Origin of the sequence: Streptosporangium sp. NPDC006930 (assembly GCF_040635605.1) — a bacterium.
Taxonomy (GTDB): Bacteria; Actinomycetota; Actinomycetes; order Streptosporangiales; family Streptosporangiaceae; genus Streptosporangium.
In genome coordinates this window covers 163813-176786 of the sequence record NZ_JBEYID010000013.1, presented here as the reverse complement: position 1 = coordinate 176786, position 12974 = coordinate 163813, and the positions used below count along the sequence as shown (strand labels likewise).

Sequence of the window (12974 nt, the reverse complement as noted above, 5' to 3'; positions counted from 1 at the left end):
GCAGAAGTACAGCTACGTACGTAGCGGTAGCTGTACTTCCTGGCTGTACGGCAACCGTCTGACCTCTAGGTCTAGAGGGATATCCCTCTAGTGAACCGCGCCGGGATTGCTGGAGGCTTCATCGGTTGGAAAGGATGAAGCTCATGTCGGGTCGATCTGGTTCGTCGCACCCCGCCCAGCGTCGGTATCCGCCGGAGTTGAAAGAGCGGGCGGTTCGGATGGTGCAGGAGGCAACCGCGCAGTCCGGGGAGTCGTTCGGCGTCATCACCCGCGTTGCCCGGCAGTTGGGCATCGGGTCAGAATCGCTGCGCAACTGGGTCAAGCAGGCCGAGATCGACGGCGGTCAGCGGCCCGGGACCAGCACCGATGAGGCCAAGCGGATCGCCGAGCTGGAGCGCGAGGTTCGCGAGCTGCGCCGTGCCAACGAGATCCTCAAGGCGACATCGGCTTTTTTCGCCAGGGAACTCGACCCTCGACCGCCCAGATGAACGCCTTCATCGACGCGCACCGCGACCAGTTCGGCGTCGAGCCGATCTGCCGGGTCATGCAGGCCGCGCCCTTGACATACTACGCAGCCCGCACCCGGCCGCCGTCTGCGCGAGCAGTACGCGATGACCGGCTCAAAGCGGAGATCACCCGCATCTACCAGGACAACTACTCCTGCTACGGCGCCCGCAAGATCTATCGGCAGTTGCAACGCGACGGGCGGGTGGTCGCCCGGTGCACGGTCCAGCGACTGATGAGCGAGCTGGGCATCGCCGGACTGGTCCGTGGCAAGACCCGGACAACCACCACCGCCGGCGGCCAGGGCGAACGACCGGCCGATCTGGTCAGCCGCAACTTCTACGCGCCGGCGCCGAACCGGCTCTGGGTCGCCGACCTGACCTACATCCGCACCTGGTCGGGCTGGGTATACGCGGCGTTCGTCATCGACGTCTACTCCCGGATGGTCGTCGGCTGGCAGATCGCCACCCATCTACGCACCGATCTGGCCCTGGACGCTGTGAAGATGGCCATCTGGCGTCGCAACCACACCCAGTCCGCGGATCTGTCTGAACTGGTTCATCACTCCGACCGCGGGGCGCAATATCTGTCTATCCGCTACACCGAGCGCTTGGCCGACACCGGCGCGGTCGCTTCTGTGGGCAGTCGCGGCGACTCCTACAACAACGCTCTGGCCGAATCCTTCAACGGTCTGTTCAAAGCCGAGCTGATCCGCCGCTACGGTCCCTGGAGGAGCATGGACGACGTCGAGTTGGCGACGCTGGAATACCTCGACTGGTTCAACCATCGCCGTTTGCACACCGCCTGCGGCAACATCCCGCCCGCAGAGTACGAAGCGATCCACTACTGTCACCAACAGGCCGCACCCATCGCGGCAGAAACCAAGTAGCCGAGTTTCCACGAAACCCGGCGCGGTTCATAGAGACGCGCGGCGCCCTGTCGAGCACTGGAATCCCAAGCGGCGTCGGCACTGCTGCGCGGTCGGCCAGTGCTGTGGCCAGAGGCTTTCCGAGGCCACGGCGCAAAAGGCCGTGAAGATTCTCCGTAGCCTTCTGTCCAACGCGATCACGGAGGAGGTCATCACCAAAAATGCCGCGACCGCGCTCCGCCTTCCCACCCTGCGCAGGCGTAAGGACAAGGCGTGGTCGGTGGACGAGGCGCGGCTGTTCCTGGAGAACGCGCGCAACGAGGCTGATCCGCTTTATGCGGTGTACGTCCTCATCCTCGTTCTGGGCCTACGCAAGGGCGAGGTGCTGGGGCTCGATTGGAAGTATGTGGACCTGGACGCGGGGGATTTGTACGTCGGCGAACAGCTGCAAAGGGTCCGTAATCGCCTGCTTCGGAGCGGTGAAGACCGACGATTCCGAAGCGCCGCTTCCCCTGCCCGGGATCTGCTTTGCCGCCCTGAAGCTGCGCAAGCAGCAGCAGGACCACGACAAAAGGGAAGCCGCGGGGCAGTGGCAAGAAACGGGCCTGGTCTTCACCTCTCCTCTGGGGAAGGCAATGGACCCGACGAAGTTCAACGGCCGGTTCGATGCTCGCGTGGCGAAGGCGGGCGTACGCCGGATCACCGTGCGCGGCATGCGCGGGACGTGCGCAACCCTACTGGCCGCCCTCAACGTTCATCCTCGCGTAGCCATGCGGGTTCTCCGTCACAGCAACATCAAATGACCATGGAGGTCTACACCGACGCCACCGACGAAGCCACCTGCGAGGCGCTAAAGAAACTTAGTAGCGCCCTCGATCAGAGGGGACCTTAGAAGAAGATTCAAATGACAGCCAAAGACCATGGCTATTTGATAAATTGTTCCACCAATAGCTGAAGAGCGGTTCCCAGCAAAGCGCCGAGCGCCACAAATAGCCACTGGGACCTCTTTGATCTATCGTCGATCGCTTTAATGAGGGGATCGGCGCGAGCTGCAACAAGACGCTCAATTGCCTCGACAGCATCACGCTGCGTTTGAGCATATTCTCGATCTCTCTCAGCTCGTTCGCGACTCTCCTTGGCTTGTCGGGTCAAATCTTTGGCTATCTCTGCTCTCGCTTGAATCTCGTTTTGCAGTAGAGCAACATCGGCCGCCGCCTTTATTAGATGCTCCGTAGCAACGGAAAATCTTTCACCCAGGTCATCTTCGGTCGGCACACTGATTTGCTTGAGTTCCTGAGCGTAACCTTCAATACGAAGTACTCGTACAGCTACTGCCGCCATACCGAATACCATTAAAGCATTAACGATACTATAATCTATACTGTCGCTCACAAATACAAGAACACCGAAAGATAAATTCACTACTCCTATCACTCCAGTACTGGCCCTACTTGCAATACGATTAGCAATAGCGAGCACAGGGGAGCCGGATGTCCCGACTTCGCCCTTCCGTGACAGCGGTCCCATCAATACCAGCGCGAGCATGAATAATATAATCGCTTGATACATGTTGCCTGGAAGAAAGTCTGCCAAAACTGCCATTAGCGAAAACGTGGCAGAGATGCCAAAAATAATTGCTATTGCAACTTTTCTTGATTTCACAGTATCGAGCAGTTTGGTGTCCACAGCTGTCTATCGCGCGAAACCGTGCCCGTGTTGCACGTTTGGCCGGTCCACTCTGCGGGGCAGTCCAAAACTTGAGCCAGAAGGGAGCGGGATCCCGCAGTCAAGGGGACGGAATCCCGCGACAAAGATCACCGAAATTCTCAGGGGCGAAGGATCAAGGACAGCGTGCACATCTCATGACTACTGCTGTACTTCGTAGCCGTACGAGGGGACAAACGGCCCTCTACCCATACATGATTAGCCTCTGACCTGCGCTGCAGCGGCGGTGCACGTAAGCGCAGCACCATCCGGACAGGTTCATGCGGTCGGCGGCGCGTCGGAGGGTTCGAGACCCTCTGCGTGATTCCGCCCTCTCAGCCCGGTTACGCCCGAGCTCCCGCGGTAGACATTCGCCCCGATTATGTCATTCATTCCTTTCCTAGGAAGGGCTCCCCCTCGTGTCCCCTTCAAGGGCTTCCCCTCGCCCGGTGCGTACGGCTCAGGCGACGAAGGGGTCCTGGCCGCTCTCGGCGATCATCGGGCGTCCCGCGCCGTCCCAGGACCGCATGCCGCCGCCGACGTTGATCGCGTCCCAGCCGACGTGGTTGAGCCAGGCGGCGGCGTTCGCGGAACGGCCGCCGACCCGGCAGACCACGTAGACGGGTGTGTCCTTGGGCACCTCGTCGACCCGCGCCTGCAGCTCGCCCAGGGGGATGTGGACGGCGCCGGGCGCGTGCCCGGCACGCCACTCGTCGTTCTCACGTACGTCGAGCAGGAACGCGTCTTCCGGCACGGCCTGCACCTCAACTTCAGGAACACTCATGCGCTCATTGTTCCAACGTCCCCCACCGGATGGGGCGCGAAGCCGCTCGGACGCCCGCATCCGGACCTTCAATTTCCCCTGATAGCAGGCTAATTGGGGACATCCAGCCTGCCGAATTGTCCGTTCACCGGCGGGGCGGGGAAGCCGTTCACCGAGGGCGGCTGGGAGCGTCCCACGGAGAACCGATAATCCGGCAGATCGGCGGAGGGCGGAAGGACCCGGCCGCCGGAGGCGTTCACCCACGTTCCGCTGTCAGGGAACGTCCCAGAAGGCGAGTTCGTGAGCCATCCCCTCGGCGAACAGCTTCCCCGCCCTGCCAGGGTCCGGTGCCACCTCGTCGATCATCACCGCGATGCGCTCGGTCAGCTCGGTGAAGGCGGGGTGTGCGTAGGTGTCCACCCAGGCGCGGTAGCGGGGCTCCTCAGGAGGGTTCTCCGCCAGGACGCGTCCGAGCGTGGAGTAGCCCCACATGCAGGGGTAGAGCGCGGCCAGGCCGTCGGCGTAGACGGCCGCGGAGTCGAGTAGGAAGGAGGTGTACGCCGCGCAGGCCGGACCCTTCCTCGCGCCGCCGAGGTCGGCGTCGAACTCGGCCGACAGCGACCGGTGCAGGCTCAGTTCCTCGTGGAAGGTGGCGTGCGCCAGGTCCACCAGGTCGCCCAGATGCCCGTCCGGAGCCTGCCACGCGAGTCGCGAGAAGACCCGGACGTAGTCGAGCAGGAACAGGTAGTCCTGTTCCAGCCACGACCGGAAGACCGGCTCCGGCAGGTCTCCCCGCGCGATGCCCACCACCGTCGGGTGGGCGAGCTGCGCCTCGACGAGCGGGCGGCCGATCGCATGCAGTTCCTCAGAAACCCTCATGGGTCGGAGATTGTGTCAGGTCAGGGCGGCGGCGCCGAAGGAGACACTGAAGCGCTTGCACCAGATGGTGACGGACCTCAGGCTGTCGAGGTCGGCGCCGGCGGGAATGGCGTAGTTGGCGTTGCCTCTGTTTCCCTTCAGGTCACCGAGTTCGAGGTGCTTGCCGTCGTCCAGGTTGAACCATCCCGCGGTGCCCTCCTTGACGGGCTGATCGCTGAGCCAGACCCGCAGGTCCGGCCCGTCGGAGGTGTTCAGGTCCTCGATCCGCAGGACCCGGCTCCCGTCGGGCAGCTCCAGCACCCTCGCCCTGCCCTCGGTCTTGTGCTCGTGGGAGATGAACGTGCCCTTGGACAGGGTCTTCGGCTCCCGAGCGGGCACGGAGGATTCGGAGGGCGCAGCGGACGCGGAGGACGTCGAGGGCTCGCCCTGCGGGGTGGCCTCGGCTCCGGGTGGCGCGGTCGCCACGGGCAGCGCCTCGTTCACCTCGACGACGGTGAACAGGCGCCACGGCTGGAACAGGTACAGCGCGACACCGAGCGCGACGGCGCCCAACGCCAGGACGCCCCAGGTGACGGGGTGTCGGAGCAACCTCTTGAATCTCATGGGATACCTCCGGCGTCGAGTCCTGCGGCTTCCGGCCACGGGGAGAAAGCCGAGATGTCCCTCCGGCCTCGACGCCGACGCTATCCGCGGCACCGCCCTCGATCGATTACGGACTGCTTACAACCGCGAAGTCCTCGCCTCGCTCCCGCGTGACACGACGGCGCTGACCGCCTCGGCCCCGCCGCCCCTCGGCGTCTCGCCCCGCTCCCGCGTGACACGACGGGACTCCCCGGTCTCCGAAGGACGCGGTCCGATCGCCTCCGTTCGACGTCCGGCATCGTTGTCCGATGCGGGACGAGCAGGCCGCGGAGCGCGAAACCGAGTTGGGCCGACGCCCCAGGAAGACCGGGGAGGAGGTCACTTGCCGAGGGCGTCCTTGGGGACGGGCTTGTCCTGGGCGAGGGCCTCGAACATGCGCAGGGCCTTCTCCCGGTCCCACTTGACGACGGACTGGCCGTCGATGGTGGGCAGGGAGCCGATGGGCACGACCGTGGTGATCGGGTCGCCGCCCATGGCGAGGCCGAGGGAGAGCAGGTCGAACGCGCCGGTCTCCTCGCCGACGGTCACCGAGTCGGCCGCGCTCAGCGCGAGCGGGACGGAGGTGAAGGGGTTGATCAGGACGCCGGGGCTCGCCGCCTTCTTCACCACCGCGGAGAAGAACTGGCGCTGGCGCTGGGTCCTGTCGAGGTCGGGGATCGTGCCGGTGGCGCGGGTGCGGACATAGCCGAGGGCCGTCCCGCCGTCCATGGTCTGCAGGCCCTTCTTCAGGTTGATCCCCGCCTTGGGATCCTTGATCGCCTGCTTGACGTTGATCTCGACCCCGCCGATGGCGTCCACGATGCCCACGAAGCCGCCGAAGCCGATCTCCATGTAGTGGTCGATGCGCAGCCCGGTGACCTGCTCCACGGTCTTGGGAAGCAACTGCTGGCCGCCCTTGAAGGCGTAGGCGGCGTTGAGCTTGTTGCTGCCGTGGCCGTCGATCGGCACGTACGAGTCACGCGGGAGGCTGACCAGGGTCGGGCGGTCGTCGCCCTCGGGGATGTGCAGCAGCATCATCGTGTCGGTCCTGCGGCCCACCGCCTTGCCCGTGGCGAGCTTCTTGCGCTGGGCCGCGGTCAGGCCCTCGCGGCTGTCGGAGCCGACCAGCAGCCAGTTGGTGCCGGGGGTGTCGGCGGGACGGCCCTCGTAGTCGGTGAGCGCCTCGACCCGGGTCAGCCGCGAGTTGACCGTGAAATACCCGACGACGGTCAGGAGGAGCAGCACGACGACCAGTCCGGCGAGGATCCGCACGGCGAGCCTTCCGGGACGCTTCGGCCGCCAGGCGGGCATGCGCGACGCGAACCCGCCGCCCTGGCCGCCGGAGCCCCCGCCCGAGCCCCCCGGCTGGGCCGAGGGGGCGTTCAGCGGCCTGACCGGGCCGGAACCCGATCTGGCTTTGCCGTACACCCGCCCGCCTCCCCGGGAGGGCGGCACCTCGCGCGAGGACGCCTCCTGCCGGACGGGCGTCTCCCGGGAGGAGGCCGACGCCCCCCGGACGGGCGTCCCCGGGCCGCCGGGCGAGGGGTAGGCGGGCTGCCCGGCCGCTCTCGACGGCACGGGCCCCGGCGTGGGCGATCGCAGCGCGCGGGTGCGGTCGTCGTCTTCGGGCCTGTCAGCCACGTCTTGTCCCGCCACTTCTCGATCTCATGGTGAAAACGTCATTATCGACGCTACGTCGTGGCTCAGGAACCTGCCGCGAGGCGGCCAAGGTTTCCCTATGTAAAAGTACTCAGACAGGTGGTTAGCGACCAACAATGCGATCGTCGGCCGATCCGGAAACATTGACCCCCACCCGGATCGTTACGGTAGAGGACCACCTCTGCTCGAAAGGATGATCGTGTCCACTCCGGACTCGTGGAATATCTGCCCGTGCGAACGCACGGGCACCACTGAACCAACCGGGAGAGCCGCCCGGTGAACACGGCTTTGGGCCTTCTGGCCATCCTCCTCCTCACCTTCGCCACCGGTTACTTCGTCGCCCAGGAGTTCGCCTTCGTCGCGGCGGACCGGGGTGTGCTGCGTGAGCAGGCCGACTCCGGCGACGCGGCCGCGGCACGGGCGCTGGAGGTGACGAAACGGCTGTCGTTCATGCTGTCGGGCGCGCAGCTCGGCATCACCGTGACCGCCCTGCTCGTCGGCTTCCTCTCCGAACCCGCCATCGCCACGGTCATCCGTCCCTGGCTGGAGGACGCGGGAGTGCCGTCGGGGGCCGTGCCCGGCATCGCCGTGGCGCTCGCCGTCACGATCGCCACCGTGATCCAGATGGTCTTCGGCGAGCTGGCCCCCAAGAACCTGGGCATCGCCCGTCCCGAGCCCGTGGCGAAGTTCCTCGCCCGCTCGACGTTGATCTACCTGCGGATCGCCGGACCGGTCGTCCGGCTGTTCGACTCCGCCGCCACCGGCCTGCTGCGCCGGGTCGGCGTGGAGCCGGTGGAGGAGATCGAGCACGGCGCGAGCCCCGAGGAGCTGTCGCGGATCATCTCCGAGTCCGCCACGGCGGGTGACCTGCCGCCGAGGCTGTCGGAGCTGCTGGAGCGGGCTTTGGAGTTCGGTGACCGCACCGCGGAGGACGTGATGGTGCCGCGCCCCCGCCTCGTGCTGCTCAGGGACGACCGGCCGATCTCCGACCTGGTCGACGCCGTCCGCAGGCATGGTCACTCCCGCTACCCGGTGCTCTGCAACCAGAACGGCGACGACGTGGTCGGCGTCACCGGCGTACGCGAGCTGCTCAAGTCGGGGCTGACCGACGGCAGGCTGGAGGAGATCACCCGTCCCGCGCTCCTGGTGCCCACCTCGTCACCGCTGCCTCTCGTCCTGGAGCGCATGCGCACCGCCCGCGACGACCTGGCGTGCGTCATCGACGAGTACGGCGGCCTGGCCGGCGTGGTGACCATCGAGGACCTCGCCGAGGAGCTCTTCGGCGAGCTCATCGACGAGAACGACCCGGAGCCCGCGGGGGTCGTCGTGGGCGAGGAGGGCACGTGGGACCTGCCGGGCACGCTCCGGCTGGACGAGATCGAGCGGGCCATCGGGCTGCAGCTCCCCGAGAGCGACGACTACGACACCGTCGCGGGCCTGGTGCTCGCCACCCTCGGCCGGATGACCGAGCCCGGTGACGAGGCGACCGTCACGCTGACGCCGCGGCACGATCCCCTGGAGAGCGACGACGTCGACGAGGAGGAGGCGGTGCTCACGGTGCTCTCCGTGCACCGCAGGGTCCCCGAGTGGGTTCGGCTGTCGCTCAACACGTCGCGGGAGACCGATGGCGACCAGGGCACGGAGACGAGACCCGGGAAGACCGGGGATGAGGAAGAGCCGGAGATGAACGCGCCGCGGATGATCCAGCGTGGCCCCGAGCCGCCCATGATCGAGCGGAGCGGGGTGAGGCGGCGATGAGCACCGTCTCCGCCCTTCTGCTCGGTGTGGCCCTGCTGATCGGCAACGCCTTCTTCGTCGCCGCCGAGTTCGCGGTGATCTCGGCCCGCAGGCACCGCCTGGAGGAGATGGCTGGCAAGGGCGGCCGGTTCACCCGGCTCGCCGCCCGCGCCGCCGTGCGCGGCAGCAGGGAGCTCTCCCTGATGCTGGCCGGAGCCCAGCTGGGCATCACGCTGTGCTCGCTCGGCCTCGGCATGGTGACGGAGCCGGCCATCGAGCACCTGCTGGAGCCGGTCTTCGGCGCGGTCGGCCTGCCAGAGTCGCTGCGGGTCGCCGTCTCGCTCGTGATCGCGCTGGCGTTCGTCACCTTCCTGCACATGGTGATCGGCGAGATGGCCCCCAAGTCGTGGGCGCTCACCCACCCGGAGACCGCGGCGATGGGGCTGGCCCTGCCGTTCCGCGGCTTCACCTGGCTCATGAGGCCGGTGCTCGCCGCGCTCAACGGCCTGACGAACGGGATCCTGAGGCTGTTCGGGGTGGATCCCAAGGACGAGCTGGCCACCACCAGGACCCCGGTCCAGCTGGCGATGCTGGTCGGCGAGTCGGGCCGGATGGGCCTGCTCGACCGCGACGAGCACGACCTGCTCACCCGGGCCCTGCGGGTTCACCAGCAGCCGGTGGAGCGACTGATGCTGCCGCTGGAGAAGACCACCTCGGTGCCCACCGACGCGACGAGCGAGCAGATGCGCCAGGTCGCCGCACGCGACGGGCACCTGCGCATGCTGGTCACCTCCGGCAGGCCGGGCGACGTCCTGGGCGTGGTGCACGTCAGGGACATCCTCGTCCGGCCCGAGGCGAGCCCCGCCGAGCTCGCCCGCCCGGTGCCGCGCCTGGACAAGGCCACCACGATCCCCGACGCGGTCTCCACGCTCCAGGACGCCCACGCGCACCTGGGCCTGGTCACGGAGAACGGCGGCGAGGTGGTCGGCATGGTGAGCCTCACGGACCTGCTCGGCGAGGTCCTGGACGTGCGGGTGCTCGCGGCCCGCTAGCGGCCCCCTGACTCGCGGCCCGCCGACCGGCGGGGACCGACGGGAGCCGACAGGACCGGTCTCGGGATCGGCGGGAGACGGCATGGGCCGGGGAAAGATTCTTTCCCCGGCCCATGTTCTCTGTCAGCGTAATCCGAGCACCCGACGAACCCCTGCAAGTCATCCGAAAGTGATCAGCAAGCACGGCAGGGTAGAAGGGTGAGGCATGCCGTAGTGGGCCAAAAACCACAAGACCCATGCGTAACCCCTGAGACTTCTCTATAACGGAGCGAGCGACTATCTTGATCGATGATCCACTCGGTCCGGCACGAGACCTTACGGACGGCTCAGATGAATACGCGGTTTCCCGGAAAGCGACAAAACCCCGGTCGCGATGCTCGCATGACCGGGGTGGTGATCTTGTGGGCGAGGAGGGATTTGAACCCTCACGTCCTTTCGGACACACGGACCTGAACCGTGCGCGTCTGCCGTTCCGCCACCCGCCCTTGTTGGGTGCGGTCGAAACATTAGCACGAATCGGCCGGTACCCATGAACCCGGATACGATCCTCCTAGATGCGGAAGCGGGCAGCTGGGTGCGAGAGAGCGAGGAACGAGCCAACGAGCCCCCAAGCGGCCGCGACCAGATAGACGGAGGAGGGGAGGTACCCGATGGGAGTCCTTCAGCGTTTCGAGCGGAGGCTCGAAGGCTTGGTCGAGGGGGCCTTTGCGCGGGCGTTCAAATCTGACCTTCAGCCGGTAGAGGTCGCCAGTGCGGTCCAACGGGAAATGGACGAGCGGGCGGCGATCGTCGCCCAGGGCCGCACTCTCGTGCCCAACGACTTCGTGGTCGAACTGTCCACGACCGACAGCGAGCGGTTGGAGGTCTACTCCGACAGCATCAGCCACGAGCTGGCCAACCTCGCCAGGGAGTACGCCAAGGAACAGGGCTACTCCTTCGTGGGACCGGTCAGGGTCCGCTTCGAGACGGCCGACGACCTCGCGGTCGGCCTGTTCCGCATCCGCTCGGGCGTGATCCGCGGCGCGACGGTCGAGCAGGACGAGATCCGCACCCCGGTGAGCGACGTGCCCCCCGCGCGGTCTCACGCCTTCGGGGGCCGCCCCCGCCTGCTGGTCTCCACCCAGGACGACCCGCAGGGCCAGCGGTCCTTCGATCTGACAACACCGGTGACCCTGCTCGGCAGGGGCACCGACTGCGATCTACGGCTGGTCGACCCGGGTGTGTCCCGGCACCACGCCGAGCTGCGAGTGGAGGGTCCCTTGGTCGCGCTCGTCGACCTCGGCTCCACGAACGGCACCTTCGTCAACGGCCAGCCGGTTCGCCGGGTCGAGCTCCAGAACGGCACTCGTGTGACGCTGGGGCGAACGACCCTGGTTTTCCGGCGCGATTAAAGGTAAACAGACGGTCCATGTCCGAGCTCACGCTGCTGCTGATCCGGCTCGCCTTCCTCGCGGTGCTGTGGTTCTTCGTGATTGCCGCGGTCGGTGTGATCCGGACAGACTTGTTCGGATCACGCACGGCCGCCGCCGTCCCCGCGCGCAAGGCCCCCAAGCCGGTGAAGCCCGCGGCCAAATCCAGAAAGGGGGAGCCACGGGAGATGATCGTTACCGGTGGCCCCCTCCAAGGCACCACCATTACCCTCTCGGAGACGCCCATCACCATCGGCCGGGCGAACGACGCGACGCTGGTAGTCAGCGACGACTACGCCTCCAGCCGGCACGCCCGGCTCTTTCCCCAGGACGGTCAGTGGATCGTGGAAGATCTCGGCTCGACCAACGGCACGTATCTCGACCGCTCCAAAGTCACCCGTCCGACTCCGGTGCCGCTCGGTGTTCCGATCCGCATCGGTAAGACCGTCATCGAATTGCGCAAATGACCATCGCACTCCGTTACGCCGCCCGCTCCGACGTCGGCCTCCTCCGCGAAGGCAACGAGGACTCCGCCTACGCCAGCGGCCGCCTGCTCGCCGTCGCGGACGGCATGGGCGGCCACGCACACGGCGAGGTGGCCAGCTCGGTCGCCATCGCCGCGATGTCCTCGCTCGACGTGGACGCCCAAGGGGGTGACCTGCTCAGCGCCATCGAGGCCGCGGTACGCGACGCCAACCGCAAGCTGCACGAGATGGTGGGCCGCGATCCCAGCCTCAAGGGCATGGGCACCACCCTCACCGCCATGCTCTGGTCGGGGACGAGGGTCGCCCTGGTCCACGTCGGCGACTCACGGGCCTACCTGCTGCGCGCCGGAGAGCTCTACCAGATCACGCACGACCACACCCTCGTGCAGTCACTGGTGGACGACGGCCGCATCACCCAGGACGAGGCCGCCACCCATCCACAGCGGTCGATCCTGCTGCGGGCGCTCGACGGCAGCGGTGAGGTCGACCCCGACCTGTCCCTGCGCGAGGCCCAGGTCGGCGACCGCTACCTGCTCTGCTCCGACGGCCTGTCCGGGGTGGTGAGCGCCGAGACACTGCACCACACGCTCTCCACGATCGAAGACCCGGAGGGGGTGGTCCGCACCCTCATCGACCTGGCCAACCGTGGCGGCGGTCCCGACAACATCACCTGCGTCCTCGCCGACGTGCTGGAGGTGGACGAGAGCCACGTACCGCGCACCGACGCGGCCGTGGTCGGCGCCGCGGGTTCCAGCATGCCGCGGTCGGAGCTGCCGGACACCCCCGCGGGTCGCGCCAGCGCGGTCACCATGCCGCAGCCCGTCATCTCCGACGACGACGACATCGACGAGCCGATCATCAGGGCCGCGGCCCGACCGGCCAAACGCCGCCGGCTGTGGCCTCTCCTGGCCGTGGCGGGCGGCGTCGTCGTCATCGGAGGCGGCCTGGGCTGGTATTTCGGCGGCCAGTGGCTGGAAGACCAGTACTTCGTGGGTGCCAAGGGCAACGAGATCGTGGTCTTCCAGGGCGTGAAGACCAACCTCGGCCCCTTCGAGCTCTTCGACGTGGCCCAGAGCACCGCGGAATCGATCACCTCCCTCGGAGCGTTCCAGCAGGGTCAGGTCCGCGACGGCATCCCCGTTCCCACCGTCGAAGCGGGCCTGAAGAAGATCGAAGAGCTGAAGTCGTCCGCGGCCAAAGCCGACCGGAAGGAAGAGCCGACCGCGTCCCCGAGCGCCTCCGCGTCCTCCGCGCCCGCCAGGGCTCCCGAACCCACAAGGTCACAGTAGACAC

General features: G+C 66.9%; 12 protein-coding genes, 1 tRNA gene and 1 other annotated feature. Of the genes, 7 read left to right on the top strand and 6 right to left on the bottom strand.

Annotated features, from left to right (window positions below; genetic code table 11):
- The first annotated feature begins 143 nt into the window (after window positions 1-143).
- Window positions 144-1393, top strand: a protein-coding gene (locus ABZ664_RS23270; protein ID WP_362513758.1) for an IS3 family transposase whose coding sequence is annotated in 2 segments (ribosomal slippage) — window positions 144-453 and window positions 453-1393 — 1251 coding nt in all. Because the reading frame shifts where the segments join, the coding sequence is not laid out codon by codon here.
- Window positions 446-559: a sequence feature (AL1L pseudoknot), on the top strand. (Overlaps the previous gene by 114 nt.)
- 458 nt (window positions 1394-1851) lie before the next feature.
- Window positions 1852-2175, top strand: coding sequence for a hypothetical protein (locus ABZ664_RS23265; RefSeq protein ID WP_362513478.1), 324 nt, complete (start codon window positions 1852-1854; stop codon window positions 2173-2175).
- Window positions 2176-2296: 121 nt separating this feature from the next.
- On the opposite strand, the gene ABZ664_RS23260 is transcribed toward ABZ664_RS23265, so the two are convergent.
- From ABZ664_RS23260 to ABZ664_RS23240, 5 genes are all read right to left on the bottom strand, one after another.
- Window positions 2297-3058 (bottom strand): hypothetical protein, encoded by a 762-nt coding sequence (locus ABZ664_RS23260; protein ID WP_362513475.1) that lies wholly within the window; start codon window positions 3056-3058, stop codon window positions 2297-2299.
- Between the two features lie 478 nt (window positions 3059-3536).
- Window positions 3537-3860 carry a rhodanese-like domain-containing protein gene (locus tag ABZ664_RS23255; protein ID WP_362513472.1) on the bottom strand — a complete coding sequence of 108 codons (324 nt, stop codon included), beginning with the start codon at window positions 3858-3860 and terminating at the stop codon, window positions 3537-3539.
- Window positions 3861-4112: 252 nt separating this feature from the next.
- Window positions 4113-4718, bottom strand: coding sequence for a transcriptional regulator (locus ABZ664_RS23250; protein WP_362513469.1), 606 nt, complete (start codon window positions 4716-4718; stop codon window positions 4113-4115).
- 15 nt (window positions 4719-4733) lie between these two features.
- A complete protein-coding gene (locus ABZ664_RS23245) occupies window positions 4734-5321 on the bottom strand; it encodes a DM13 domain-containing protein (protein ID WP_362513465.1) in 588 nt (195 codons plus the stop codon).
- Window positions 5322-5678: 357 nt separating this feature from the next.
- Window positions 5679-6980: an LCP family protein gene (locus tag ABZ664_RS23240; RefSeq protein ID WP_362513462.1), complete on the bottom strand. Its 1302-nt coding sequence runs from the start codon at window positions 6978-6980 to the stop codon at window positions 5679-5681.
- Between the two features lie 294 nt (window positions 6981-7274).
- On the opposite strand from ABZ664_RS23240, the gene ABZ664_RS23235 reads away from it, so the two are divergent.
- Window positions 7275-8756, top strand: a complete 1482-nt coding sequence (locus ABZ664_RS23235; protein WP_362513457.1) for a hemolysin family protein — start codon at window positions 7275-7277, stop codon at window positions 8754-8756.
- On the top strand, window positions 8753-9787 hold the full coding sequence (locus tag ABZ664_RS23230) for a hemolysin family protein (RefSeq protein WP_362513453.1): 1035 nt from the start codon (window positions 8753-8755) through the stop codon (window positions 9785-9787). The genes ABZ664_RS23235 and ABZ664_RS23230 overlap by 4 nt, the downstream gene beginning before the upstream one ends.
- A 402-nt stretch (window positions 9788-10189) precedes the next feature.
- On the opposite strand, the gene ABZ664_RS23225 is transcribed toward ABZ664_RS23230, so the two are convergent.
- Window positions 10190-10272, bottom strand: a tRNA-Leu gene (locus ABZ664_RS23225).
- 165 nt (window positions 10273-10437) lie between these two features.
- On the opposite strand from ABZ664_RS23225, the gene ABZ664_RS23220 reads away from it, so the two are divergent.
- From ABZ664_RS23220 to ABZ664_RS23210, 3 genes are read left to right on the top strand one after another with little or no spacing between them, the layout of a single operon-like run.
- A complete protein-coding gene (locus ABZ664_RS23220) occupies window positions 10438-11178 on the top strand; it encodes a DUF3662 and FHA domain-containing protein (protein WP_350942016.1) in 741 nt (246 codons plus the stop codon).
- A 17-nt stretch (window positions 11179-11195) separates the two neighbouring features.
- Window positions 11196-11663 (top strand): FHA domain-containing protein, encoded by a 468-nt coding sequence (locus ABZ664_RS23215; protein ID WP_350942014.1) that lies wholly within the window; start codon window positions 11196-11198, stop codon window positions 11661-11663.
- Window positions 11660-12970, top strand: coding sequence for a PP2C family serine/threonine-protein phosphatase (locus ABZ664_RS23210; RefSeq protein ID WP_362513447.1), 1311 nt, complete (start codon window positions 11660-11662; stop codon window positions 12968-12970). Before ABZ664_RS23215 ends, ABZ664_RS23210 begins: the two co-directional genes overlap by 4 nt.
- The last annotated feature ends 4 nt before the right edge of the window (window positions 12971-12974 follow it).